This window comes from Paenibacillus sp. 10L310 (assembly GCF_056395745.1).
Genome location: NZ_JBFTKC010000004.1, coordinates 134,996 through 160,104 on the forward strand (window position 1 = coordinate 134,996; position 25,109 = coordinate 160,104).

At 46.5% G+C, this 25,109-nt stretch carries 23 protein-coding genes; 16 read left to right on the forward strand and 7 right to left on the reverse strand.

Features of this window, described 5'->3' with window-relative positions; translation table 11 throughout:
• The first annotated feature begins 41 nt into the window (after positions 1 to 41).
• Both AC1DE7_RS12775 and msrA read left to right on the forward strand, forming a co-directional pair.
• Positions 42 to 299 (forward strand): GlsB/YeaQ/YmgE family stress response membrane protein, encoded by a 258-nt coding sequence (locus AC1DE7_RS12775; protein ID WP_062835823.1) that lies wholly within the window; start codon positions 42 to 44, stop codon positions 297 to 299.
• 375 nt (positions 300 to 674) lie between these two features.
• Complete coding sequence (gene msrA, locus AC1DE7_RS12780) at positions 675 to 1,190, forward strand: peptide-methionine (S)-S-oxide reductase MsrA (RefSeq protein WP_477534494.1); 516 nt, start codon at positions 675 to 677, stop codon at positions 1,188 to 1,190.
• Between the two features lie 78 nt (positions 1,191 to 1,268).
• Here msrA and AC1DE7_RS12785 read toward each other — a convergent pair whose 3' ends face one another.
• Positions 1,269 to 2,540: a hypothetical protein gene (locus AC1DE7_RS12785; RefSeq protein ID WP_477534495.1), complete on the reverse strand. Its 1,272-nt coding sequence runs from the start codon at positions 2,538 to 2,540 to the stop codon at positions 1,269 to 1,271.
• A gap of 262 nt (positions 2,541 to 2,802) precedes the next feature.
• Here AC1DE7_RS12785 and AC1DE7_RS12790 point away from each other — a divergent pair, with 262 nt between their 5' ends.
• From AC1DE7_RS12790 to AC1DE7_RS12800, 3 genes are all read left to right on the forward strand, one after another.
• Complete coding sequence (locus AC1DE7_RS12790) at positions 2,803 to 3,399, forward strand: restriction endonuclease (protein ID WP_211082563.1); 597 nt, start codon at positions 2,803 to 2,805, stop codon at positions 3,397 to 3,399.
• A 119-nt stretch (positions 3,400 to 3,518) separates the two neighbouring features.
• Positions 3,519 to 3,746: a hypothetical protein gene (locus tag AC1DE7_RS12795; protein WP_127551381.1), complete on the forward strand. Its 228-nt coding sequence runs from the start codon at positions 3,519 to 3,521 to the stop codon at positions 3,744 to 3,746.
• Between the two features lie 67 nt (positions 3,747 to 3,813).
• On the forward strand, positions 3,814 to 5,043 hold the full coding sequence (locus tag AC1DE7_RS12800; protein ID WP_477534496.1) for a DNA glycosylase AlkZ-like family protein: 1,230 nt from the start codon (positions 3,814 to 3,816) through the stop codon (positions 5,041 to 5,043).
• 194 nt (positions 5,044 to 5,237) lie between these two features.
• On the opposite strand, the gene fabV is transcribed toward AC1DE7_RS12800, so the two are convergent.
• Entirely contained in the window at positions 5,238 to 6,431 is a 1,194-nt protein-coding gene (gene fabV / locus AC1DE7_RS12805) for an enoyl-ACP reductase FabV (protein WP_477534497.1), read from the reverse strand.
• 203 nt (positions 6,432 to 6,634) lie between these two features.
• Here fabV and AC1DE7_RS12810 point away from each other — a divergent pair, with 203 nt between their 5' ends.
• The 3 genes from AC1DE7_RS12810 (at position 6,635) to AC1DE7_RS12820 (ending at position 9,696) form a co-directional block, all read left to right on the forward strand.
• The gene (locus tag AC1DE7_RS12810) at positions 6,635 to 7,915 is read left to right on the forward strand and encodes an XRE family transcriptional regulator (protein WP_477534498.1); all 1,281 of its coding nucleotides are present in this window, start codon (positions 6,635 to 6,637) and stop codon (positions 7,913 to 7,915) included.
• A 458-nt stretch (positions 7,916 to 8,373) separates the two neighbouring features.
• Positions 8,374 to 8,790: a hypothetical protein gene (locus AC1DE7_RS12815; protein ID WP_477534499.1), complete on the forward strand. Its 417-nt coding sequence runs from the start codon at positions 8,374 to 8,376 to the stop codon at positions 8,788 to 8,790.
• Between the two features lie 111 nt (positions 8,791 to 8,901).
• The gene (locus tag AC1DE7_RS12820; protein ID WP_477534591.1) at positions 8,902 to 9,696 is read left to right on the forward strand and encodes a hypothetical protein; all 795 of its coding nucleotides are present in this window, start codon (positions 8,902 to 8,904) and stop codon (positions 9,694 to 9,696) included.
• A gap of 99 nt (positions 9,697 to 9,795) precedes the next feature.
• Here AC1DE7_RS12820 and AC1DE7_RS12825 read toward each other — a convergent pair whose 3' ends face one another.
• Together AC1DE7_RS12825 and AC1DE7_RS12830 are read right to left on the reverse strand one after the other, a co-directional pair.
• Entirely contained in the window at positions 9,796 to 10,611 is an 816-nt protein-coding gene (locus AC1DE7_RS12825; RefSeq protein ID WP_340387259.1) for a class I SAM-dependent methyltransferase, read from the reverse strand.
• Between the two features lie 73 nt (positions 10,612 to 10,684).
• Positions 10,685 to 11,602, reverse strand: coding sequence for a helix-turn-helix transcriptional regulator (locus tag AC1DE7_RS12830; RefSeq protein ID WP_127550144.1), 918 nt, complete (start codon positions 11,600 to 11,602; stop codon positions 10,685 to 10,687).
• A 369-nt stretch (positions 11,603 to 11,971) separates the two neighbouring features.
• On the opposite strand from AC1DE7_RS12830, the gene AC1DE7_RS12835 reads away from it, so the two are divergent.
• Entirely contained in the window at positions 11,972 to 13,405 is a 1,434-nt protein-coding gene (locus AC1DE7_RS12835) for a glycoside hydrolase family 1 protein (RefSeq protein ID WP_477534500.1), read from the forward strand.
• A 164-nt stretch (positions 13,406 to 13,569) separates the two neighbouring features.
• Here AC1DE7_RS12835 and AC1DE7_RS12840 read toward each other — a convergent pair whose 3' ends face one another.
• Positions 13,570 to 14,238, reverse strand: a complete 669-nt coding sequence (locus AC1DE7_RS12840; protein ID WP_413407539.1) for a phosphatase PAP2 family protein — start codon at positions 14,236 to 14,238, stop codon at positions 13,570 to 13,572.
• A 169-nt stretch (positions 14,239 to 14,407) separates the two neighbouring features.
• On the opposite strand from AC1DE7_RS12840, the gene AC1DE7_RS12845 reads away from it, so the two are divergent.
• Positions 14,408 to 14,986 carry a hypothetical protein gene (locus AC1DE7_RS12845; RefSeq protein ID WP_477534501.1) on the forward strand — a complete coding sequence of 193 codons (579 nt, stop codon included), beginning with the start codon at positions 14,408 to 14,410 and terminating at the stop codon, positions 14,984 to 14,986.
• Between the two features lie 85 nt (positions 14,987 to 15,071).
• On the opposite strand, the gene AC1DE7_RS12850 is transcribed toward AC1DE7_RS12845, so the two are convergent.
• Both AC1DE7_RS12850 and AC1DE7_RS12855 read right to left on the reverse strand, forming a co-directional pair.
• Complete coding sequence (locus tag AC1DE7_RS12850; protein WP_477534502.1) at positions 15,072 to 15,848, reverse strand: AraC family transcriptional regulator; 777 nt, start codon at positions 15,846 to 15,848, stop codon at positions 15,072 to 15,074.
• Between the two features lie 19 nt (positions 15,849 to 15,867).
• A complete protein-coding gene (locus AC1DE7_RS12855; protein WP_017686897.1) occupies positions 15,868 to 16,449 on the reverse strand; it encodes a LysE family translocator in 582 nt (193 codons plus the stop codon).
• Between the two features lie 206 nt (positions 16,450 to 16,655).
• Here AC1DE7_RS12855 and AC1DE7_RS12860 point away from each other — a divergent pair, with 206 nt between their 5' ends.
• From AC1DE7_RS12860 to mmsB, 6 genes are all read left to right on the forward strand, one after another.
• On the forward strand, positions 16,656 to 17,663 hold the full coding sequence (locus AC1DE7_RS12860) for a substrate-binding domain-containing protein (protein ID WP_100529115.1): 1,008 nt from the start codon (positions 16,656 to 16,658) through the stop codon (positions 17,661 to 17,663).
• 91 nt (positions 17,664 to 17,754) lie between these two features.
• Positions 17,755 to 19,623, forward strand: coding sequence for a cache domain-containing sensor histidine kinase (locus tag AC1DE7_RS12865; protein ID WP_477534503.1), 1,869 nt, complete (start codon positions 17,755 to 17,757; stop codon positions 19,621 to 19,623).
• An 8-nt stretch (positions 19,624 to 19,631) separates the two neighbouring features.
• Positions 19,632 to 20,930 (forward strand): response regulator, encoded by a 1,299-nt coding sequence (locus AC1DE7_RS12870; RefSeq protein WP_477534592.1) that lies wholly within the window; start codon positions 19,632 to 19,634, stop codon positions 20,928 to 20,930.
• 318 nt (positions 20,931 to 21,248) lie between these two features.
• On the forward strand, positions 21,249 to 22,334 hold the full coding sequence (gene chvE / locus AC1DE7_RS12875; RefSeq protein ID WP_036617106.1) for a multiple monosaccharide ABC transporter substrate-binding protein: 1,086 nt from the start codon (positions 21,249 to 21,251) through the stop codon (positions 22,332 to 22,334).
• 21 nt (positions 22,335 to 22,355) lie between these two features.
• On the forward strand, positions 22,356 to 23,921 hold the full coding sequence (gene mmsA / locus AC1DE7_RS12880) for a multiple monosaccharide ABC transporter ATP-binding protein (protein ID WP_047844003.1): 1,566 nt from the start codon (positions 22,356 to 22,358) through the stop codon (positions 23,919 to 23,921).
• Positions 23,890 to 25,053 carry a multiple monosaccharide ABC transporter permease gene (mmsB, locus tag AC1DE7_RS12885; RefSeq protein WP_036617110.1) on the forward strand — a complete coding sequence of 388 codons (1,164 nt, stop codon included), beginning with the start codon at positions 23,890 to 23,892 and terminating at the stop codon, positions 25,051 to 25,053. The genes mmsA and mmsB overlap by 32 nt, the downstream gene beginning before the upstream one ends.
• Positions 25,054 to 25,109: the final 56 nt, after the last annotated feature.

Below are 25,109 nucleotides of genomic sequence, written 5' to 3' on the forward strand. Positions count from 1 at the left end.
TAGACAGACAACAACAAAAACTTTAATTAGAGGTGAATGATATGGGTTGGTTATGGTCATTAATTATCGGTGGTATCATTGGTTGGTTGGCAGGTTTGATCGTTGGTCGTGACATTCCAGGTGGTGTTATTGGTAACATCATTGCTGGTTTTATCGGTGGATGGTTAGGTGGAGTAATCTTGGGCGATATGGGTCCTGAGATGGGCGGATTCCACATTGTACCTGCATTGATCGGTGCGATCGTTCTTGTAGCCATCGTAAGCTTGATCTTCCGTTCGATGGGACGTAGTCGCGGGTAATTTAATCAAGATAATTTCTTGAATTAGTTGTCAGCTAAATGCATTACTAATGAAGAGGTTGATTGAGAGCCATAACGATGGCTTTCAATCAACCTCTTGTTGTTTTAAAATATATAAAGATATGCGTAATAGCTATCTATATAAATTGGACTAAACATTTACACGAGAACGTAGAGGACAGAAATAACCTGAAGAAGCGGAGCTAAAAGCTTTCTGTAAGAAAGCTGCTTCGAAAGCATACACTCGCCTTTATCACCAGATTTTCTCCTTGTAAAGCCAAATGTAAAAAATCTGGGGATAACAGCGATCAGAAGGTTGTTCTGTCATCGGAGTGGTAAGTGTAAAAGGTAGTTTAGATAAGAGGGGATGAACGGAATGGAAAAAGCTACATTCGCCGGCGGATGTTTCTGGTGTATGGTTACACCGTTTGAAGAACAACCGGGCATTCATGGCATTATATCGGGTTATGCCGGCGGTCACGTCGAGAATCCAACATATGAGCAGGTCAAAACCGGGGAGACCGGTCATGTCGAAGTGGTTGAAATTACATTTGATCCAGATGTATTCCCTTATGAACGACTGCTGGAGCTATACTGGCCGCAGATTGATCCCACGGATGACGGAGGTCAGTTCCAGGATCGGGGGGCACAGTATCGTACGGCGATCTTTGTGCATAATGAACGTCAACGTGAGCTTGCTGAACAGTCCAAACAGGAACTGGCAGCCAGCGGACGATTCACTCAACCCATTGTTACGGAAATTCGGGATGCAGCTGTATTCTATCCGGCTGAAGACTATCATCAGGATTACCACAAGAAAAACGAGAAACATTATAAGGAAGACCGTGCGTTATCCGGACGGGACGAATTTATAGACGAGAATTGGAAATAGGATGATTCAATCCTGCCAATGCAATAAGCCGGGAGAGCTCCTTATGGAACTCTCCCGGCTTATTATTAGATCGAGTATTTATTTTGCAGAATTGGACTTCAGTACATACTTGGACAATGTTTCATCGTTCATGGAATAGATGACATCATCGACATAGGTTGAAACACCTTCTAATGAAGGAACTGAGGCACTGGTCGTGTAAATGTGCACGTCTTCCAGCGTCTGCGGATCAAGAATGTATCCTGTTTTGGCAAAATCAAGCTGATATTGACCATCCTGTGTCTGGTCGATATGCATCAATGCAGGCTGTGCGTCCTTGAATGTACGCTCAGTCACTTTGCCTTTCATCGTGTACAGTTCCAGCTTCTGCCCTGTAAAGACTGTATAACCGTTGCCAGCCGTCTGAATGTAGGCATCACCAGCAATGGCACGTCCCCAAGCAAGCTTGCCATCGATGCCAAAGCCCATCAGTCGGTTACCGGTGTTCTCAAAATTGGCGCGCATAATGATGGAACCATCGTCGAGAATGGCCAGCGATTCACCGCCGCCATCTCCTAATGTATTTGCATTGGCAGGGAATTGGTAGAAGGACAGACGATTCAACGTACGATCATAGATCTCTACTTTGGGATTAGCTGCTTGCTGCCAGAAGTTTCCTACCTTCGTTTGTTTACTGGCATCCACTACAATTCGACCATGATCAGCTTTAAGCACGTTACCGTTGATGGTCTTTTCGGTAATCAGCTTGCCCTTTTTGTCATATAACGAGATGGCGGAGCGAACCGAACCATTCGATTGCACGCCCTGACTTGAAGCAACCATCAGCGTATCGTTATCCAATAGGGATATGCTTGCAGGTGAATTCACCGTTTTGACCCAGTTGGTTTTACCGGATGTATTGAATGAGTACAATTTTTTGGTTTTGTCTGAATATTCCATATACACATAAGCTGTACCGTTGCTGGCATATACCGAATCGGAGTAGGTGGTATAAGGACCACTTTTCTCATGGAATATCGTATTCCACTTCAATTGTCCAGTTGTAACATCGAATGCTTGGAGAGAGTCCAGTTGCCAGTCGAGTGTTGTTTTGCTACTTGTTTTGGTAACGGGTTGGGAGGCATGTACATATACAAGATTTTTGGATGGCACGGCATGAATTCCCTTGATCAGGACATCTTTCTCTGTATTAGCCTCAGATAACATCAGGGAAGATGACGTCCACGCCGGTTTGGGCATGGATTCGGTTGAAGCAGCGGCGTAACCTGTTGTATTCATGGTGAAGAGGAGCATGCCGCTGAGAATGAGGGCAGCCCATGTTTTGGACTTGTGTTTGGTCAATGTATGCAAGTGATAAACCACCTTTCTTCTTCGGTTCAAAATAGAACCGATTGTTGAATTTTACCATTAAAGTCAACCTGAATTCAACCGAACGCACTGTAACCTTTTATCATTGACTTGTCCAAATAACCATGTTTGGAGAAGTGTAACGGTTACAAGGAATTCATCTTCTTTCGATGAAGGTGGAAGTCTGATATATTTAGTGCGGTGACAAGCCATATCTGCGTAAGACGTTGGATAGAACATAGGAAATGAAACAAGGAGAATAGCTATGAACTGGAGTGAAAATGTGACCCTATGGGTCATTGGATGTATCATCATATTGTTGCTGCTGGCCTGGATTATTCGGCGAGTTATCGGGCGCGGGCAGCGGATCCGAAGTGAAGCCAATCCTCGTAAGATCACAATAAAGGACATCGACAAGATGGAGGATGGTTCGGAGTTTGAATTATATCTCTATCATTTATTCGAGCAACTCGGATATGATGAGGTTCATAAGACAACGAGCAGCCGGGATTTTGGGGCAGATCTGGTGTTTGTTGATAGACTCGGCAGACGAAGTGTGATACAAGCGAAGCGATATGGTGCGAACCATCCCGTAGGGTTGAGTGCTGTGCAGGAGATATATACATCGATGCGTTATTATGAAGCCGATCGGTCGATTGTATTAACGTCCGCCCGTTACACCGAGGCCTGTCGGACGCTTGCAGCGGTTAATGGAGTGAAGCTGCTGGACCGGGAAGACCTGATGGAATTAATTCTGTTATTCAAAGCCAGAAGAGTGGAAGAAGCATTGGAACTGATCGAAGAAGATGATCATGAACCAATCGAGACGTGGCAGTCCCGGCGAAAGCGGCAATCCCGCTAAGTACTTGGGTGGAAGCCTTTTTAATGATGTACATCTCATTTCAGTAGGAAGCACCTTCACTTGCGTAGCTGCACATGATATATTGAGTGTATATCAACCAAAGGAGTGTGTGATCCATTATGGCACGTACACAAACACAAAAAGCATTACGTAAAGCAGAGCGGTCAGGTCAATGGTGCTCAGAACAGAGCCGAAGAGTTAACGGGGATTATAGCGCGTTATCCCAGCATGTACGACTCATGCCTACGAAGCAGGAAAAATTGCAAAAGGTCAAACACAAGAAGCAGATCATCCAGGATGGTGGTGCTTCTTTTTATTTTTTCTATGAGGCGCCGATTGCTGGATAAGTAAGACGATAGAATTTTGTACACTAAATGAAGGGAAGAACCTATACATATGACAACAGCGCTGCACTTGAATAAAAAAATCGTTCGGCGTTTTTTGCTGCAAACGCAAGCTTTACTTGGACGTTGGCCCGCAGTTTCCTTACCTTCGGGACCCGACCAAGTTTTGAGCTTGATTCGTTCCCTTAGTTGCGTACAGATCGATCCTGTGGCTGCTGTAACTGGAAACCAGCATTTGGTGCTGGGGGCTCGTGACCCTGGTTATACTGCTGACAGCTTAAATACGCTGCTGAGTGATCACAAGGTGTTTGAATATTTTGCAAATGCTGCTTGTGTCATTCCAATCGAGGATTATGCTCTCTTTGAACCTGTTCGTGCCCGATTAAGGGAGCGTCTGGCTCCGTCCTTGCAAGGTCTGGAGAAAACAGTGCAGCATGTGTTACAACGTTTGAAGGAAGAGGGTCCTTTGCCTTCACGAGCTTTTCGTGCTGTAGAAAGGGTAAGTGGTTATTGGGACAGTGCGGATGTGCCAAAGACAAAGGATACCACACTTGCTCTGAATCTACTGTTGGACTCCGCTGTGATTCGTGTGGTGGCGCGGCAGGGGAATGAACGTTATTTTCATATTACCGAATCCGGATTGCAACAACAGGGACTTACGATAAAAGAAGACATCGATGTGTTGGCCCAGAGACAGGCTCTGCTGGATAAATACATTCATGCGTATCGTGTCGTAGATGCCCGTGATCCCCGTCTGGGTTGGCTGAAATCTACAGCGGCTGAACGACGCGCCGATATTGCTGCCCGTGTGTCAGATGGGCGAATGATCCCGCTTAAGGTGGAGGACGTGGCCACGCCTTATTATATTCGTGCTGAAGATGAGGACTTGCTGCTGCATATGGAAAGGGAAGAGCCACACTATGATCCGTCTGGCCCGGTACGTTTCCTGCCGCCGCTGGACAACCTGTTATGGAGAAGAGAACGTATTGTTGATTTATTTGATTTTCATTATAAATGGGAGATTTATACGCCAGAGGTGAAAAGAACCTACGGTTATTATGCCATGCCTATTCTTCACGGTGATCGGTTGATTGGACGTATGGACCCACGACTTGATCGCAAAACTGGAGTACTTACCGTTCGTTTGTTATCGATGGAAGAGACTGCTCCACCTGTGGAGGAATGGATTACGGATTTTCGGGAGGGGCTTCAATTCTTTGCGTCCATGCATGGAGCACGTTCCATTACTATCGAGAAGACGGTACCAAAAGAGTTGAAAAAGCAACTTAAATCGATTTGATTAGGGGATACATGAAAGAGTGTATGGACACGGAAATTGGAATTGTTGAGGGGGTAAAGGATCTAAAAAGGACAAAGAAGGAGGAGCCAGAGGACCCCTCCTTCTTCATTTGATTTTAATATCATATCTCTAGCATTACATTAGAAGTGCTAACGAAAACAAAAACCTAGGTTCACGTCCACGCCAAAACTTCTTTAGTTCACCAGATGAGGCATTTCAACGTTGGGATCAACATCTGCTTCATAATCCACACCATCGGTTTCAAAACCAAACAGCTGGAAGAATTCGCGACGGTAACCTTCCAGATCGGACAGATCGTAGATGTTCTCTGTGGTCAACTCATTCCAGAGCTTCGCCACTTCTTCCTGTACGTCAGCTCTCATCTCCCAATCGTCAATGCGAATACGGCCTTCGGCATCGGTTGGAACTTCTCCTCCCGCATACAAGCGATCAGCGAACAGACGTTGCAATTGCTCGATGCATCCTTCATGCAAGCCTTTTTCTTTCATGACTTTGTACAATGCTGAGATGTACAGCGGCACGACTGGAATCGCAGAACTGGATTGAGTCACCAGCGCCTTGGCTACAGTTAAGTATGCACGTCCACCTTTGGCACTTAGGCGATCATTCAGCTTGTGTGCAGTCGCTTCCAGATGATTCTTGGCTTGACCGATGGAACCATCACGATAAATGGCATGCGTAAGTTCAGGACCGATATAAGAGAAAGCGATGGTTGTTGCATCATCGGCAAGCACGCCGCCTTGTTGCAGGGCATCCATCCACAGTTCCCAATCATCTCCACCCATTACGGTTACCGTCTGACGAATTTCCTCTTCGTTTGCCGGTTCAAGGGTAACGGAGCTGATTTCGCCTGTGTGGAAGTTTACCGTTTTGTTTGTGTAGGATTGTCCGATAGGCTTCAGCACAGAGTTAAATACTTCACCCGTGTTCGGATCGGTACGGCGTGCCGAGGCTACGCTGTATACAACCAGATCGACTTGACCGAGTTCACTGCGAATCAGTTCAACGGCTTTGTCTCGTGTTTCGTTTGCGAATGCATCACCTGTAACGCTGTACGATTTCAGGCCTGCTTCCTCAGCGGCTTTTTCGAATGCAGCGGAGTTGTACCAGCCTGCAGAAGCCGTACGTTTCTCTGTGGAACTGCTTGGACGATAAATGCCGACTGTATTCGCTCCAGCTCCAAAGGCAGAAACAACGCGTGACGCCAGACCGTATCCAGTGGAAGCACCGATCACAAGCACATTACGCGGTCCTTTCAGTTCAGGCTGGGATTTCACATAATCAATCTGTTCCTGCACTTGCGTAGCGCAACCTACAGGATGGGAAGTGGTACAAATAAAACCACGTGTTCTTGGTTTAATAATCATTTATTTGCATCCTTTCATATTCAGCTCATGTTTCAGCATTTCGATAAAATGCTCTTACACATACTTTCTTATTGTAAAACAATTACCTCGGAAACGGAAACCGTTTCGTTTGATTTCGCCGGAAGGGTGGCGTTATATCTCTAATTTTGCGATGATGTGAATAGAATGTACTCGCTTGTTAGGATAGAAAGGACAGGGATACAATGCTGAAGGAACGCATTGAACTGCTAAGCAAAAGAAAACAAATCTCCCGTAAAGACCTTGTGGAAGGTCTGGTCACGCAGGCCCACTTTGCCAATATCCTGGCGGATCGTTATCCGCTACCTGAGGACTTGGCAGAAGCCATCGCCGGGCGTCTTGGGGTATCCCCTACCTATATTCTAAAAGTTGCGGCTCAGGACGAGGATACAATTGAACGGGCAGAGGTTATTTTCGAACAAATGTCTGTTCCAGCGTCGGCGATATCCGAAGATACGGTGCATGCACTGGCAGATCGGGATGACACGCTGACCGTTGAGCTGACAACGGCCTTGATGAAGGCGGTCTATTATCAGCAATTAAACGATGCAACGGCTCATGAGTATATACACACGTCCTACCTCAATTTTTACCTGGAGAAATACGGTCGTCCAGACGATATCGATTTGCCGCGTCCGTTAGTCAAAGCACTTTTATTCTATAAAATACAATATTATCGTTCCAAAATGGCTTTTGTGGATGTATTAACTCATGCAACTAGGCTCAGTGAGCTGGCGCTTCCTGGCAGTGAATTCTGGTTGTCTGTGCAAAATATCAAGATGGAAGCCTACATCCAGGTCAAACAGTACGAAGAGGCAAAACAGGTATTTGAGCTTACAATGCGTCATGTCTATGATCAGCGGATGTTCCATCGGTTGTCCGGGTTATATGTAGCATATAGTGGGTATTGCTTCGCAATGGGGCTGGTTCAGGAGGCACTCTCGGCATTAACGATGGCGGAGGCAAACCTCGTGTATGCGGGCAACCAGGGAGATCTGGTAACGGCGATTGCCAACAATCGCATTGTCATGTTAACAATGACAGGTGAACTGGATCAGGCACAGACGGAGATTGAACGATTTGAATCGCTATTGCAGCAGGAAACGGAAGAAACACAGCAGGCCATGCAGCCGCTCGTCAGTGTGTATCGATGCGAAGTGGCTCTGGCACGGAAGAACTGGGGCGTGCTCGCGCAGAGTGTAGATCAACTTTTGAAATGTGCAACAACACAGGACCAGCAGATGAGCGCAACCTTCTACCAGAGCCATCTGGCTCTTGCACATGGAGATCGCGAAGTTTTCATGGAGCGGGCGCTTACGTGTCTGCCCTATTTTGAATCCGCGCAGCATGTCATGCGGCTTGAACCGTTATATGAGGGGATGGCCGTAGTATCGGAGGATCAGCGGAAATACAAAGAAGCAACGATGTATTATCGGAAGCTGGTCTATCTGTTACGCAAAAAATAGAGTGAGAATCGGCTTGCAATAGCCTGATTATGGCATGATTTTGTGCATTGCCAAAGCTCTTGGCACAAAATATGGCCGCCAATCGTGAAATGAAGATTGGATTAGCAGATCTTTTTTTGTGGAATTAGCATCATTCCTTACCAAAGAAACGATCATCCCGTAATTCAGTTGCCGGATTTTTCGTTTTTTTTGTATGCTACCAGAAGGGTATTCAAGGACAAGCCGCGGTGTTTATAATTTAACTATAAATACGTGTTCAAAAAGTCTGGTTTTCAGTACCGAGAAGATGGAATGAAGCTAGAAATGGAGTAGCGGAGCGTAGGAGACCTACGTGAGCAACGGACATTTCGGCTGAATTTCATATTCGATGCTGATGATGCCGCTAGGCATGATTCGTAATCAAAAGTGGACTTTTTGAACAACTTCTAAAAACAAATAAAACAAATGAGGTGCTGGATATGGGATGGTTCGGTAAAAAGAACAAACAAGAAGATGCGATTGCTAAAGCGGATAAAATGATGAATAAAGGACTCACTGGCATGATGATGAAAGGTTTTGTATCAAAGGAACATCGGGAGGCCATCAACCTAAGTCTGGATTCGGCAAAGCAGGCACAGTTGGCGGCAAGTGGTTCTCTGCCTTTAACAGCTACGGCTACGGTGGTGACAATCACCGATACAGGCAAACTGATCAACTTTGATCCGATTGTTGTGCTTGTGTTGGATGTGACAGAAACGAATGGCAACCAGTATCAGCGAACATTAGAGACACTGGTGTCCAAAATGCAGATTCCACGAGTAGGCGATCGGGTGGGATTAGGTCAAAATCCAGCAAATCCCTCCGAACTGATCTACATGGGGCTTATGTCCATCTAGAAGGTATTTGGTTATAAGACAGTCATAATCTATTTATATAATGCTTATAACAACGCTAAATAGATATATTGATAGAGATATTAAGAGAAGGATTAAGAAAGGGTGGATCATATGATAGGTTTCCTGAGATTCATTGGCGTATTAACTGTATTCGGGGTGGGGTTCTCCCCATTTCTGGCACAGCAGCTGTGGAATGATCCGTTTATGATTATGCAGGCATGGTGGTACACTCCGGCGATCTTTGCCGGGTTTGCACTGATCTTTGTTCCTGCGATTTTGAGCAATATTTTTGGCGTAGGTCGAGTGAAGACAGGTTTACCAGCAGTTGGGGTCATTAAGACTATACAACAGACGGGAACGTATATTAATGAACAGCCTGAGGTTCGATTGGGTCTGACGGTGTCGCGTAAGGGGCGCGAGAAATACGATACCGAGATGAAAGCCGTCATTCCGCTGACCTCCATGGCACAGTTTCAGCCGGGCAGTTTCATTCCGTTAGTAGTCTCCGTAAAGGATGAGCGCAAGGTAGGGCTTGATATGAAGGGGCAATTATCACAGGAAGATATGCAGCAATTGCTGGATGAAAAGATGGTACAGCAAGGGGTATCACCTGAAATGATGGATATTGCAAGAACAGGGGAAAAAGCAATGGCCAAGATCCTTGATGTCACTCCACTTGGAAGTGGTGGCAATAACAAGATCAAGCTTCAGCTCAAACTCAGCATAACGAAAACGAACGGTGAAACCTTCAATGTGACAACGCAAAAAGAGATTTTGTCATCTGCCCTGCCGCAGGTGCAGCAAGGTCATATCATTAACGTCATTTATTCAAGACAAGACCCAACAAAATTGGTGTTGGCATTGAATGTACAGGAGCGACAATTAAGTGACTTATTCTCTTCCTGAGGATGTAGACAAAAGGAGGTCCCACAGATCATGTTTATGACGTGTAGGACCTTCTTTTTCATTTTGGTATGTATGAGAGATGCAAGCAAAGAACGGTTTTCAAACAATACCAAGGCGCATGCGATAAGAAAAGAGTACTTTTCTGGATTCTCCGTCAAATACACGATTAGCCAGCGCTCTGAACTCGTCAGCAACTGTTAGTAGATCATCCGCTCCGAGTTTCAACGCCGTTTGCAGGCCGCCTTGGCTCAGGGCGAGATTGACATAACGATCGGCAGTGAATGTCTCGTGGTGATGAAATACGATTTCCCGGACATATCGGAACAGCCCGGACTGCTGAATCTGCTGCAAATGCCCATCCTTGCTCCATTTGTGTGCCTGACTATCCTGGGGAGCCAGACTGGCTGCTCGTTGATCTGCTTCCTTATTCAGCTGCAGATAGGCTTGTTCTAACTGCCAGTCTAACATTGGCGGCCAGTCGCAATCGTAGGCTGCAAATATGCCCCCTGTACGAAGTACACGTGCAAACTCGCGTAGTGTGGGTTGCGGCTCCATCCAGTGAAACGATTGGGAGCAGGTCAGCACATCCACACTGCCATCTGGTAGTCCGAGGTCGTGAGACAAGCCGGACACAAACCGCAGGTTATCCGGCTTCCCGGCAGATTCCCACTTGGATTCAGCTACAGACCTCATGTCATCGCTGGGTTCAAAGCCGATGATACGTTCAGCTTCATTAAGCCAGATCCACGAGGATAAGCCGGTGCCACAGCCAATATCTGCGACCATACGCGGTGTGCTGCCAAGATATGTCGTTAGAATATCCACCACTTCAGTGGGAGCAGCTGGTCGGTTCTGATCGTATAACGTACCAAAACCTTTGAAACGTTCCACATTGTTGCGTCTAATGTCTTGCATGGATAAACCTCCTTCGGGCAGATGGATGACGGAGAGTCAGCTGTGATCAAAAGTTGTATAGGCCTATATTATATCATTCATTGTTGGGAAGTTTGTTCATGACGTTCTGCAAATGTTCAACGGCTTTGATATGACGTCTGAGCAATTCCTGTCCAACATGAACAGGCTCGATTACGGTCAGCTCGGAACCAAACGACAGCAGGAAGGAGTAGAGCCATTCCCCTACATTCAGTTCGAGAGACACACGGAGCCTGCCATCAGGCTCTTTTTTAATGAGGGAGGGTTCGAAAAAATCATACACTCGGTATGCAATATTGCTGGAGAACGAGAGTGTAAGAGGAATCAGGACAGGAGTTGCCTCTGATTCAGGATCGTTTGATCCGGCAGTAACAGAGTGATCGTGTTTTCTCGCCAGAAAAGTCAACTGGGTGATCCGTTTCATCTTAAATGTCTCGAATTCTTTCCGATCAGGGTCATCATGGATATATCCTTTGAAGTACCATGTACTGTTTTTGAAAATAAGCTTCTGTGGCTCCACGGTCGGAATGCTCTTCTCACCATCCGAATTAACATAATGAAACGTAATCAGTTGATTCGTTAATATAGCCTGCTTCACCTGATTGAACAGTTCTCTCTCCTGCAGAGGGATGCTGCCCCATGGTGAGAAATTGAATTCGATCCAATCCAGCTTGTGATCAAAAAGGGCGGTTAACCGTTGCAGCATATGGGCACTGTTAAGATGTGGGATCGCACTGATGCTATATAGTCCCATCAAAATTTCATTCTGGTCTTCTTCCGACAACAGGGACTTGTCCATGACATAGTTGTCCATCAGATGGATACCGCCATGCTTGCCGGTCGTTGTATAGACGGGAATGCCCGCAGCACTCAACCGATCGATATCACGGTACACCGTGCGTACAGAAATCTCGAACATACGGGCGAGTTCTGGTGCAGTGGCTTTCTTTTTCTCCAATAACAAAAGCAACATTCGAAATAGTCGGTTATTTTCCATGCTCTGATTATACCATGACAACAGGTGTCAGGGTATGGGTGGTACACTGGTGTAAAAGTCTTACCAAGACATTTTGACTCAGATTTATAATTTGTTCTTCATTTATTGGGGAGTAGTGAAGGGGACGATATCGATTCTGAAGAAACGAAGTGTTCGCTAAAAGCTTTCTGTAAGAAAGCTACTTCGGAAGCAAACGCTATCATGGGATTTTTCCATTTAGAAATGGGAATAAAAGAAATCCGAGGATAACAGCGATCAGAAGAACGATTCGTGACCGGAACGGCTACTCGCATAATATCAAGCACTTTATACCGAAATGAGTTAATTATTAAGGAGGAACTGGTCATGACAATGAAAGAAGGATTTTACTGGGGTGGCGCTACGGCTGCCAATCAATTCGAGGGTGGATGGAACCAGGGTGGTAAGGGGCCAAGCACGTCTGACATGATGACAGGGGGAACCCACACGATTCCACGCCGGATTACGCCTGTACTGGAAGAGGGCACGTATTATCCGAGCCATGAAGCGGTTGATTTTTACGGACATTACAAAGAAGATATTGCCATGATGGCAGAGATGGGCTTCAAAATGTTCCGCATGTCCATCAACTGGTCCCGGATCTATCCAAACGGTTATGATCTGGAGCCAAACGAAGAGGGATTGCAGTTCTACGACAATGTTTTTGCCGAGTTGAAAAAGTACAATATTGAGCCGCTCGTAACGATCTCCCATTATGAAACGCCATTCGGTCTGACACAGAAGTATAACGGCTGGGCTTCCCGTGAAGTCATCGACTGTTATATCCGTTATTGTACAACCCTCTTCAACCGTTACAAGGATCAGGTCAAATACTGGCTGACGTTCAACGAAATTAACTGTCTGACGATGCCGATGGGTGCATATATGGCTGCAGGTATTCTGTTTGAAGGCAAAGAGACGCTGGTCGACGGAGTGGATGATCCACAGACTCGTTTCCAGGCATTACATCACCAATTCGTTGCGAGTGCCAAAGCAGTGAAGCTGGGACATGAGATCAACCCTGATTTCAAAATTGGCTGTATGGTTGCATTCATGACAACCTATCCAAACACATGTAACCCGGACGACATGTTGCTTGCACAGAAGAAAGACCAAATCTCTAATATGATCTGCGGTGATGTACAGGTTCGTGGAGCGTATCCTGGATTCGCCAAACGTTTCTTCGCCGAAGAAGGTATCCAGATCGAGATGCAACCGGGAGACGAGCAGACTTTGCGTGAAGGCTGCGTAGACTTCTATTCCTTCAGTTATTATATGTCTTTGGTTGAAAGTGCGGACGAGTCCCTCGAGAGAGCAGAAGGTAATCTGCTGGGCGGTATCAAAAATCCATATCTCGAAGCTTCCGACTGGGGCTGGCAGATCGATCCAAAAGGACTGCGTTACACGCTGAATCATCTGTATGATCGTTATCAGATTCCACTGATGGTGGTTGAGAATGGCTTGGGTGCTGTCGATGTGGTCGAGGAAGATGGCTCCATTCAAGATGACTATCGCATTGATTATTTGAAAGGTCACATTGAACAGATGAAAGAAGCGGTAGCTGACGGCGTAGATCTGATTGCCTACACTATGTGGGGATGTATCGACCTGGTTAGTGCATCCACTGGAGAGATGAAGAAGCGTTATGGCTTCATTCATGTCAATAAAGACAATGACGGTAACGGAGACTTGAGCAGAACACCGAAGAAGAGTTTCCACTGGTACAAAAAAGTCATTGAATCCAATGGTGAAGAGTTATAAATTGGTGTAAAAAAACCCAGATCCGCTTGTTCCCTTAAATGGGACAAGCGGTCCATGTGGTCCTGAACGAGTTCAGGACTACTATATATGAATATAAAAATACCCGGCTATCCTTCAGTTAAGGAAAGCCGGATATTTCTTTGTGTAGTTAAATAGCGGGCCGCCTAGGCCAGCCTTCTGCTTTGCAGTTGGGACATGCGCTCCAAATGTCGCCGATAAAACCATATGCATGTGGAGAGCCAACAACCACTCAAGAAGTATCCGCCTACGATATCACTTGGATAATGCACCCCCAAGTAGATACGACTTATACCAATGGTTAGTATAAATACGGCGCTGGCAACAATCATCAGCACACGTCCTGTGACGGTGGGTACATGTTTCCAGATTAGAAAGGCCAGTCCACCGTACAGGCTAAATGCTGCCATAGAATGCCCACTGGGGAAGCTATAGCCGCTCACTTCGATAATCCGGTTAATGGTAGGTCTGGCACGCTGGAATACCAGTTTGAGCAATGCATTTAACAGGGTTGAACCTGCAAGCACACAAGCCAGGAAGAGCAGTTCGCGTTTGTGTCGCAGGCAAACGTACAACACAATCATGGCGATGATGGTAATGAAGACCACTGGCATTTCGCTGCCGATCCAGGTGAAAAGGTGCATGAATTGTGTCATACCAGGGGATTCCAACCCCTGAATCCAGCCGATTAAGGTATCATCAAATCGATGAATCTGGTTGTCGCTGATGGACAGGGCGATGCTTATAAAGGCGATCATGCATAACGCTGCAACGAGCAGCGGGAAGGAGATATTCTTTTTCCAGTTGTGTATCAAATGTTGAGTTCCTCCGTGATGGTTGATTTCGTATGTTGTGTCCTTGCGTATGTCGGACATAACGATATTTATATTGTGCTATAATTTTACAATAAATATAGCAACAATAAAAATATGTAACCTTAACAACGCTTATTCAAGCAGAGAATGTAGGAGGGGAGCGGTCGGAATGAAACGACGTTTGGTGATGTGCATGTTGATCTTACTGTTGGTTACGTCTGGGTTAGCTCTATTTCCCGGAGAGAAAGTGTATGCTTGCAGTTGTCTCGAGAGTGATGCTCAAGAGAGATTGAAGACAAACACAACTGTATTTACAGGAGAAGTGGTGAAGAAGGGACGTTCTCAACAGTCGAAGCATGATGGCTTATTAAGAGAGTATACCTTTGATGTAGATACTGCATGGAAGGGGGTTAATGCCAAAAAGATGAAAATTCTCGCGAGTGACGGTGGTTCTGAGTCCTGTGGCATTCAATTTGAAAAGAATCAGTCCTACCTGATCTATGCTTATCAATATGAAGTGGATCATAAGCTTCATACGAATCTGTGCAGTCGCAATGTTCCAATTGAACAAGCCGGAGACGATCTGAAATTGCTGGGTGCGGGAAAGGTTGTAAGTAAAGAAGATTTTGGAGAAACCAATGATGGTGGTGGGCGAACTGGGCCTTTCTATCTCATCTTATATGGCGGAGTCATTTTATTAGCAGCATTGGCAGTACTGTGGCTCTGGAGACGAAAGAAAAGAATCTGATTGCCCAACGGAAAAAAAGCTATTCCCCGTACAGAACGTTAAGAAACATTGACGTTCTATACGGGGATTTTCAGGATTGTTGCAGCTAGTTCAGCTGCAACATGTATTCATAAGCCGTGACACCAAATACCCGTTTGAAATGTCGATTCAGATGGGTCAGATCGACGAATCCGCAATCGGCAACAGCAGCATAGACGTCCTTCTGCATTTCGATGGATTGACGGGCACGCTCTACTTTGCAGTTTAAGAAAAACTGGTAGGGGGATATGCCTGCTTGTGCTTTGAATTCACGGATAAATTGAAACTTGGACATGCCAAATTCGGAGCTCAGGTTGTCCAGCTTGAGCACATCTTCGGTGCTGCAAAACATGATTTCCTTGGCTTTGCGGACCAGGTTGTCCTGAGGCAACCAGAGCTTGGTGTCCATTTCCTTCTGAGCCAGCAGGTGAACCAGATCAAAGACCCGTTCGCTGCACTCGGCTTCGTTCTGTCTGAGTTGAACGGCATCGTTCAGCATCAGGATCTTACGTGCAAGCTCGGGATCATAGACGATGGGACTTCCAAAACGCAATTCCTTTTTGCCTATAATCTCCTCTACTAATTCCGGCTTCAAATACAGCATCACATAGTCAATGCCAGCCTTATCATAGGAACTTCCATCATGAGACTGTTCGCGGTTGAACAACATGACACCATTTTGGTGAGAGGCCTGATATTGTCCGGCCAGGTTGTATTGTTGAATGCCACGCAGGGTTACACCGACCGCATACTCTTCATGGCAATGTTTTTTGTATGCAAAATCAGTAAAGCTGGCGGATAGTGCCAGCACGTCTTGCGACTTTTTATAGTTAAACCGTTCCATGCAGCACACCTCCCAAGCTTTAGATTAATCCGGATACTATAATGGCTGAGTATAACAAAAAAAGTGCCATGAGAATACTCAGTAATTTTTGGTGGCGATTCAGCAACGTTCTGAAAACCGTACCAAAAACAACCCAACTGGAATAGGCCAGAAATCCAATGAAGGTAATGAGCACCACGAACAGAAACGATGAGAATGAACTTTGATAAAAGGGCAATACATAACTTGGAATGACAGTGAAAGTAAACAAGACGACCTTTGGGTTCACAAATTGCATGATGAAACCGTTCCAAAATCCGGTAACTTGTTTTGGTGCATCCTCGGTGGTACCCATCTTGTAGATCTGGTACGCCAGATACACCATGTACAGGCCGCCGACAATCTGCATCACCTTCAGAATTCCGGGTAACACTCCCGCAAGAAGCTGATTAAGAAAAGCTGAAGCGGTAAGCAGCAGACCAAATGCCAACGTAGCTCCCCACACATATTGCATCGTTTGACGCGCCCCAACCTGTTGTACGGAAGAAAGAATTACGATATTGCTGGGGCCGGGGGTAAATGTTACGACGATGCAGTAGATTAAAAAAGATGCAAGATTCATAAGGATGATGCTCTCCTCTGGTTGTAGTTTAGTTCCATGATCATACGTCCATAGGGAGAAACCATATAGTACATTATTGCAGCAGGTACACCGTTAACAGCAGGAGCTTGTTTTTAAAAGATAAGGGGTGGTTTTCTTTTTGAATGATTGCGTTTACAATTTAGACGATGTACAAGGTGATCAGACGACTTGAGGAAGTGAACGGAATGAAAAAAATGCTGCTGGTTTACATTTTGCTAATCTCAGCCTTTGCGTTGTATGTATTGAGGTTTGAATACACCAGTCAGGTAAACAGTTCTTGGGAGGACCGGGGGCTACGCGGTGATATCGGAGAGACGTATATCATGATTACATTCCAGTCCGGGCTGGAGTATTGGAAGAGCCCGCTCAAAGGTTTCGAGGATGCCGCGGATGCACTCGGCGTGACCGTAGAATATCGCGGGGCTACCCGGTATGATGCGAAGGAGCAGACCATGGTGATCGAGCAGGCTATCGCTCGTAAACCCGCAGGCATTGCTATATCTGCAATCGATCCTCAATCGTTAGTTCCAGCGATTAACAAGGCAATCGACGCAGATATCCCTGTTGTATTATTTGACGCGGATGCACCCGATAGCCAGGCCTATTCTTTTCTTGGGACAGATAATTACAAGTCGGGTGTAATGGCTGCCGATAAAATGGCTGAACTGCTGGGTCGTGAGGGAGAGGTCGCGGTATTAACCTTGCCCGGACAACAAAATCATGAAGAGCGCACGAAGGGTTTCCGCGATACGATCAAGGAGAGATACCCTTCCATGCAGATTGTTGAAGTTGCAGACGGACACGGTGATGCGATGGTATCCAGAGACGAAACAATCAGAATGATGAAGGAACATCCCGAGCTGGCGGGAATTTTTGTGACTGAAGCTACCGGAGGGGCAGGAGCGGGGGAAGCTGTTCAAACTCTCGGGGACAGACATCCATTGCAGATTATTTCGTTTGATACAAATAAGACTACATTGGATATGATCAAGAACGGTACGATCTCAGCTACAATTGCACAGGGAACCTGGAATATGGGATATTGGTCACTCCAATATCTGTTCCATCTGCATCACCAGTTAACGGTTCCTGCCCCATCCTCATCCGGTGAAAATGCACCGCTTCCCGTGATGGTGGACACAGGGATCTCTGTGGTGACACGCTCGGATGTGGATGATTACTATGCCAAATAACAAGGAGTATTTCAAGAGTCCAAGGCCTTGGAGTAGGAGAGTAATTCTCTCCACTTTCAGGAACGGGATTCGGCGTTTACGCTTGCGTAATATGCCCCTTCGGTACCAGCTGATGCTGCTTTTTCTGTTATTCGCCATTGTGCCTTCCGTAGGGCTTGGGTTGCTTGTGAACTGGACGGTGGAGCGGGTTGTTGAACGACAGGTTGAAGGGCATACCATGCAACTGATTGGCAAAGTGAATGAAGCTCTGAACAGCAAAATGGAGAATTTGCAGAATATGACCTATCTGATTGCATTTGACCCGGAGATTGATGCTTTTATGAACGACAAAATGCCACTGAATGATGAAGCAGGTATCGAACCGATGAACATGGACACCAATGCCGAAACGGAGCAAAATCGGTTATATGGCATCAAACAAACCTTGCAGGGATTCACAACGTTGTATCCTGAAATCGCCGGGATAGTTCTCGTCAGTGCAAGTGGTGACTATATTAGCAACGAGATGTATCCCCGAGCGGAACAGAGCCTGATTCAGGAAAATTGGTATCAAAAAGCTTCGGCCAATCCGGGCATCTTCACGGTGTTGGGTCAGCCGAAAGAGCGTAATCTCACAACACATGTACGGTACAAGGATGATGAGATTGTATCGGTTGCGCGTTCCATAACGGATGAAGCGTCAGGACGTGTGCGGGGCGTTATTATGATTGATCTTAAACTTAGGTCCGTCTCTCAGGCTGCCCGTAATGTAACCTTGGGGAAATCCGGTTATGTGATGGTTACGGATGCAGAAGGTCAAAGTGTATACAAGCCGGAGCATCCGCTAATAGAACACATTCCCACAGACTGGTTCCCCTCCGGTGAGAGTGGAACGTTTACCGCCGATACAGAAGGTGGAACGTTATTATTCATGTATCAGTCGTCTACCTTTACCGGTTGGAGAACGGTAGGGGTATTTCCCACAAGAGACTCGATATCCGAAGTACGCCAAATCCAGTTTTACGTGGTTAGCTTTGTATTTGTGGTTTGTTTGTTTGGCCTGAGCGCCTCTTTATGGTTCTCCCGTTCTATTGCTCAGCCCATTTTCCGACTCATGTCCTACATGCGAAGGGCGGAGACCGGCAATCTCAGACCAGGCCGCTGGAGCGATCGCGCTGATGAGATTGGCATGCTTGGCAACAGTTATAACCGAATGCTGGCACAGATTCGACAATTGATATCACTAAATGAATTGCGGGAGCGGCAGAAGCGCGACGCTGAAATGCGAAGTTTGCAGGAGCATATCAAACCACACTTTTTGTACAATACCTTGGATACGATTCATTGGATGGCACGCAAAGAGGGTGCAGAAGATGTGTCCGTCATGGTTGGCGCGTTATCTCGATTATTTCGCATAGGGCTTAGTAAAGGACAGGATTACATTCCGCTGCATTCGGAGATTGAGCATATGACCAGCTATCTGCAAATTCAGCAGACACGATACCGCGATCGTCTTCAGTATACATTGAATATTCCAGAGGAAATGCGGGACCTTTTTGTGTTAAAGCTGCTGCTTCAGCCGCTAATAGAGAATGCAATCTATCATGGAATCAAGGGCAGGCGTGGGCCGGGACACATTAGGGTGGAGGCCAGATTGGAACATAACAGACTGCTACTGACCGTTCAGGATAATGGAGCAGGCATGTCCAACGAACGGCTGGCCGAGATGCAGCAGCTGCTCGAAGCTCCTTTGGCCAGTTTGGAAACGTCTTCGCCGGGGATAACAGGCAAAAGTTATGGAATGTTGAATGTGCAGGCCCGTCTCCGGCTGTCCTTTGGCGATGAATACGGTGTTGTGCTTGAGAGCCAGGAAGGTGAAGGAACGAGTGTGACCATCATTCATCCGTTGATGCGAGAGCTCCCACCAACCAAGCAAATCAATAACGAAGAGAGGCAGGAGAGTGAATGGGGAAATTCATGAAATCGACCGTGACAACTTCCACTGAAACAGATGAGACATCCACATTGACTACAGTAATGGAGATTACGCCGGATAGCCATGTTGCGAAGAAATACCGCGTGCTCATCGCTGATGATGAACCGATCATTCGTGAGGGGATTCGGGATGCCATTGACTGGGCAACTCTCGGGATGGAGGTTGTAGGTGAAGCGGAAGATGGCGAGGAAGCGCTGGAACGGGCGGCTGACCTGGGTGTGGATATTGTTCTCGTTGATATGAATATGCCATTCCTGAACGGAATCGAACTAATCCGTGCCCTTCAGCAGAAGTGCCCGGGCTGTCGTTACCTGATCATCTCGGGACATGATGAATTTGCATATGCGCAGGAGGCGGTTCGTCTTGGCGTAGAGGATTACATCTTAAAACCTGTGCAAGCAGAACAATTATATGCTGCACTTGAGCGATTACATCAGCGACTTACTGAAGAGCACCAGAGGACGGCATATGTACAACAGGCAGCTCATCAGATTGAACGTAATATCCCGTTGCTTCGCCAGCGATTTATGCTGGAGTGGCTGGAGGGGCAGGCTGAAGGGAGGGATCTGACGGAGCAGCTTGTGTTTTTACGGCTGCCCGCCGTCCCACCTGTGCAGATCGGGGTCGTACGCTGGCCTGCCGCTGAAGCTCGTCAGACGATACTGAGAGAGAATGATCGTCAGTTGTTTCTGTTTGCAGTGGAAAATATAATTAGTGAACTGCTGGGGGACGTGCCACATGTCCTGTTTCGGGACGTAAGCGGGTTGATCGGCATGTGTCTGTGGCAGGAAGCCCCTGAAGAAATAGAGTCCCTTCTGGAACAGCAGATTAGTTCTTGCTTGAATATTGCCATTCATGCTCATGTGGAGACACATGCAGGGACACTGGAAGAAACGCCGGATACGTACCGTCATTGCCGTGAACGGGTATTCGGGGAAGTGCAGTTGTCGCCTCTGGTTCGCCGGGCAAGACAACTTATTCACGAAGAGTATGCCGAGCGGGAACTGACCCTGGAATCACTCGCTTCCCGTCTACAAGTATCTACCGTATATCTTAGTCGTGTGCTGAAGAAAGAGCTGAATGATTCCTTCGTCACACTTGTCACGCATGCTCGCATTCGCAAGGCTATACAGTTATTAGATTCAACAACACTGCCGATTCACACCATAGCTGAGCGTGTAGGTTATGACACGCAACATTATTTCAGCACTGCATTTAAGAAAACAATGGGCATTTCTCCAGTGCAGTATCGAAAGAACGGGGGGACGGCTTATCATCCTTCTGTGAATTAAATATCGTATTACAGCTATTCATTCAGACGTGTGATAAATGAGATGGATATGTTCTACTTCGTGTGAAGCGAAGTGGAGCATGTCCTTTTTTTTGACTCTGGAATGGTATCTCGTGGATCAAACTTGTACTTTAAGCGTTTCCATCAAAAGTTAAATTTTTATAAAAAAGGTTCAAAACGTGCAAAGACCTTATGGCTTCTCCAATGCTACGATTGGTCTCAGACAGGAACAGTAAGCAACAGGATGCACTACATGCATTGTAAGCGTTATCTTATAACTCATTCAGAACCGTATGACGTGAGGAAAGGGGAACTTCATATGAAAAAAGGAGCAATGCTCATCTGGCTTCTGGTGATGACTTTGATGCTTTCGGCCTGCAATCTGGCAGAGAGTGGCCCAGGCAGTAAAGAAAAGGGATATGTCGGTATATCGATGCCAACCAAATCATCAGAACGATGGGTGGGAGACGGGGAGAACATGGTCCGTCTGTTTCAGGAGCAGGGGTACAAAACCGATCTTCAGTATGCTGAGGATGTGGTCGAGAATCAGATTTCACAGATTGAAAACATGATCACCAAAGGTGTGGATGTGATGGTCATCGCGTCCGTGGATGGCAACACTTTAACGGATGTAATCAAGAAAGCGCATGACGAAGGGATACAAGTGATCTCGTATGATCGGCTCATTCGAAATACGCCATATCTAACCTATTACGCCACGTTCGACAATTTTAAGGTGGGTGTGCTTCAAGCCTCCTACATCGAACAAAAGCTTGGGCTCAAGGATGGAAAAGGACCTTATAACATTGAGCTGTTTGGTGGCTCTCCTGATGATAATAACGCCTATTTCTTCTTCGACGGTGCGATGTCTGTGCTGAAGCCGTACATCGATTCCGGCAAACTGGTGGTACGCAGCAAGCAGATGACGATGGCCCAGATTGCGACCTTACGCTGGGACGGGGCACTGGCCCAGTCACGGATGGATAACCTGCTGAGTGCTTATTACTCGGGTGATAATCTGGATGCAGTATTATCTCCTTATGATGGAATCAGTATTGGTATCATCTCATCCTTGAAAGGGATTGGTTATGGTACTTCGAACAAACCGCTGCCCGTTATTACAGGACAGGATGCCGAACTTGCCTCGATCAAGTCGATTGTGGCCGGGGAACAGACGCAGACGGTGTTCAAGGATACACGGAAGCTAGCGGAGAAGACGGTAGAGATGGCCAATAGTATTTTGCAAGGAAAACAAGCGGAAGTTAATGATGAAACATCATATAACAATGGAATTGAGGTTGTTCCGGCGTATCTCTTGGATCCCATCTCGGTGGACCGTACAAATGTGGAGCAGGATATCGTTGGTACACAGTATTACACGAAGGAAGAAATCGGACTGAAATAATAAATGAAAGGAGCACATCCCATGGCCGGAATCATTCTGGAAATGAAAAACATCACCAAAACCTTTCCTGGCGTCAAAGCGCTGGAAAATGTCAATCTGAAAGTCCGTGAAGGCGAAATTCATTCCATATGTGGTGAAAATGGCGCAGGTAAATCTACGTTGATGAAGGTACTGAGTGGTGTATATCCACATGGCACGTATGAAGGCGACATTTTATTTCAGGGCAAAAATTGTGAGTTCAAGGATATTAAGCAGAGCGAGGATCTGGGAATCGTCATTATCCATCAGGAGTTGGCCCTGATTCCCTACCTTTCAATCGCGGAAAATATATATTTGGGCAATGAGCGTGCCAGCAGAGGAATTGTCAACTGGAAGGAAACTTTTGTAGGTACACGAGAACTGCTCTCGAAGGTGGGACTGAGCGAAAATCCAAACACGCTGGTATCCAGCATCGGGGTAGGCAAGCAGCAACTGGTCGAAATTGCGAAAGCGCTCTCCAAAAAGGTGCGGCTGCTTATTCTGGATGAGCCAACCGCTGCACTGAACGAGGACGACAGTGAAAATCTGCTGCAGTTGATGCTGGAATTCAAGAAACAGGGCATCGCCTGTATCCTGATCTCACACAAGCTGAATGAGGTATCCAAGGTATCCGATTCGGTGACTATTTTACGGGATGGCAAGACAATTGAGACGTTGGATATGAAGAAGGAAAAAGTGACGGAGGACCGGATTATTAGCGGAATGGTAGGACGTGATCTCACTAGCCGTTATCCGGAGCGTCATGCGACCATTGGTGAAGTTATCCTTGAGGTAAAGGACTGGACGGTATATCACGAACATCATGCCGAGCGGAAGGTACTGGATCAGATCCATATGAATATCAGACGTGGTGAGATTGTAGGTATTGCCGGGCTGATGGGCGCTGGGCGTACCGAACTTGCCATGAGTATATTTGGCAAATCCTATGGCCGGAATATTTCGGGTCAACTCATTAAGAATGGTAAACCGATCCACAACAATACCGTCACAGAGGCTATTCAGAATGGGTTTGCTTATGTGACAGAAGACCGCAAGGAATACGGACTCATTCTGATGGATGACATCAAGCGCAATATTTCCTTAACGGGTCTGAGCAAGCTGACGCGAAACGCAGTAGTGAACGAGCGTGAAGAAGTACTGGTGGCGGAAAAGATGAAGAAAAGCATGAACATCAAAGCACCAAGTATTTTGCAGAAGACCGGTAATCTGAGTGGAGGCAACCAGCAAAAAGTGGTGCTCAGCAAATGGATTTTTGCCGGACCAGATATTCTTATCCTGGATGAACCTACCCGCGGTATCGATGTGGGAGCGAAATTCGAAATCTATACGATCATTCATCGGCTTGCTGCTGAAGGCAAGGGCGTACTGGTAATCTCATCCGAGCTTCCGGAGGTTCTTGGCCTGTGTGACCGGATCTATGTGATGAATGCCGGACGAATCACCGGTGAAGTCAGCCGGGAGCAAGCATCGCAGGAAACGTTGATGAGATATATGACCAAGTCTGGAGGCGGCAAGCATGGAAATGATAACAAAACTGTTCAAAAATAATATCCGTCAATACGGCATGATTATTGCCTTGGTAGTGATTATGCTTTTGTTCGAGGTACTTACAGGCGGGCTGTTGCTCAAGCCGATTAATATTACAAATTTGATTTTGCAGAACAGTTACATTTTGGTGCTGGCGATCGGAATGGTGCTGGTCATCATTACCGGGCATATTGACCTGTCTGTTGGTTCCATTGCAGCTTTTGTTGGTGCCGTTGCCGCGATTATGATGGTTGATTGGCAGCTTCCGGCTTGGCTTGCAGTCATCGCTTCCTTGCTGGTTGGTGCTTTGATCGGTGCATGGCAAGGCTTCTGGATCGCCTATGTGCGAATTCCGGCATTTATCGTGACGCTGGCAGGTATGCTGCTGTTCCGTGGCTTGACGATGATCGTGCTGGAGGGGCAATCGATCTCTCCTTTCCCGGGTGGTTTCCAGAAAATAAGCTCTGGCTTCTTGGCGGACATTCAATTCTCAGGTTTCGGTCTGGTGTCTATCATTGTGGGTCTTGTGCTCACCGTTTGGTACATTGTCAATGAACTGCGGGAACGCCGTTCCCAGCGAAAATATGGATTCGAGGTCGTGTCAAAGGGACTATTTTTGCTCAAGTTGATTGTGGTGGCTGTTGTGACAAATCTGTTTACGTTTGTACTCGCAAGTTATGCAGGTATTCCAAATATCCTGGTCCTGCTGTTTGTCCTGATCGTTGTGTACTCCTTCGTTATGAATCGTACTGTCATGGGACGGCATGTGTATGCGCTTGGAGGTAATGAGAAGGCCGCAGGTCTGTCTGGAGTCAAAACAAAAAAGGTAACCTTCTGGGTTTTCGTGAACATGGGTACACTTGCCGCGGTATCCGGGTTGATCTTCGCCGCACGTCTGAATGCAGCTACGCCAAGAGCGGGTACCAACTTCGAGTTAGATGCCATTGCGGCCTGCTTCATCGGTGGTGCTTCCGCTTCAGGGGGCATAGGTACGGTATTTGGTGCCATCATCGGTGGTTTAGTTATGGGTGTGCTGAATAACGGGATGTCCCTGATTGGTCTCGGTATTGACTGGCAACAGGGGATTAAGGGATTGGTACTACTGCTCGCTGTAGCGTTTGATATCTATAATAAAAATAAAAGATCAGCGTAACACTTGGTAAAATGAAAAAACAGACCTTGATCTCAGAATCAGGTCTGTTTTGCTGT

Excerpts from the sequence above, each read along its gene's own strand:
- AC1DE7_RS12775 (WP_062835823.1), top strand. The coding sequence starts at position 42 with ATGGGTTGGTTATGGTCATTAATTATCGGTGGTATCATTGGTTGGTTG.
- msrA (WP_477534494.1), top strand. The coding sequence starts at position 675 with ATGGAAAAAGCTACATTCGCCGGCGGATGTTTCTGGTGTATGGTTACA.
- AC1DE7_RS12790 (WP_211082563.1), top strand. The coding sequence starts at position 2,803 with ATGAACTGGAGTGAAAATGTGACCCTATGGGTCATTGGATGTATCATC.
- AC1DE7_RS12795 (WP_127551381.1), top strand. The coding sequence starts at position 3,519 with ATGGCACGTACACAAACACAAAAAGCATTACGTAAAGCAGAGCGGTCA.
- fabV (WP_477534497.1), bottom strand. The coding sequence starts at position 6,431 with ATGATTATTAAACCAAGAACACGTGGTTTTATTTGTACCACTTCCCAT.
- AC1DE7_RS12810 (WP_477534498.1), top strand. The coding sequence starts at position 6,635 with ATGCTGAAGGAACGCATTGAACTGCTAAGCAAAAGAAAACAAATCTCC.
- AC1DE7_RS12815 (WP_477534499.1), top strand. The coding sequence starts at position 8,374 with ATGGGATGGTTCGGTAAAAAGAACAAACAAGAAGATGCGATTGCTAAA.
- AC1DE7_RS12820 (WP_477534591.1), top strand. The coding sequence starts at position 8,902 with ATGATAGGTTTCCTGAGATTCATTGGCGTATTAACTGTATTCGGGGTG.
- AC1DE7_RS12825 (WP_340387259.1), bottom strand. The coding sequence starts at position 10,611 with ATGCAAGACATTAGACGCAACAATGTGGAACGTTTCAAAGGTTTTGGT.
- AC1DE7_RS12830 (WP_127550144.1), bottom strand. The coding sequence starts at position 11,602 with ATGTTGCTTTTGTTATTGGAGAAAAAGAAAGCCACTGCACCAGAACTC.
- AC1DE7_RS12835 (WP_477534500.1), top strand. The coding sequence starts at position 11,972 with ATGACAATGAAAGAAGGATTTTACTGGGGTGGCGCTACGGCTGCCAAT.
- AC1DE7_RS12845 (WP_477534501.1), top strand. The coding sequence starts at position 14,408 with ATGAAACGACGTTTGGTGATGTGCATGTTGATCTTACTGTTGGTTACG.
- AC1DE7_RS12850 (WP_477534502.1), bottom strand. The coding sequence starts at position 15,848 with ATGGAACGGTTTAACTATAAAAAGTCGCAAGACGTGCTGGCACTATCC.
- AC1DE7_RS12855 (WP_017686897.1), bottom strand. The coding sequence starts at position 16,449 with ATGAATCTTGCATCTTTTTTAATCTACTGCATCGTCGTAACATTTACC.
- AC1DE7_RS12860 (WP_100529115.1), top strand. The coding sequence starts at position 16,656 with ATGAAAAAAATGCTGCTGGTTTACATTTTGCTAATCTCAGCCTTTGCG.
- AC1DE7_RS12865 (WP_477534503.1), top strand. The coding sequence starts at position 17,755 with ATGCCCCTTCGGTACCAGCTGATGCTGCTTTTTCTGTTATTCGCCATT.
- chvE (WP_036617106.1), top strand. The coding sequence starts at position 21,249 with ATGAAAAAAGGAGCAATGCTCATCTGGCTTCTGGTGATGACTTTGATG.
- mmsA (WP_047844003.1), top strand. The coding sequence starts at position 22,356 with ATGGCCGGAATCATTCTGGAAATGAAAAACATCACCAAAACCTTTCCT.
- mmsB (WP_036617110.1), top strand. The coding sequence starts at position 23,890 with ATGGAAATGATAACAAAACTGTTCAAAAATAATATCCGTCAATACGGC.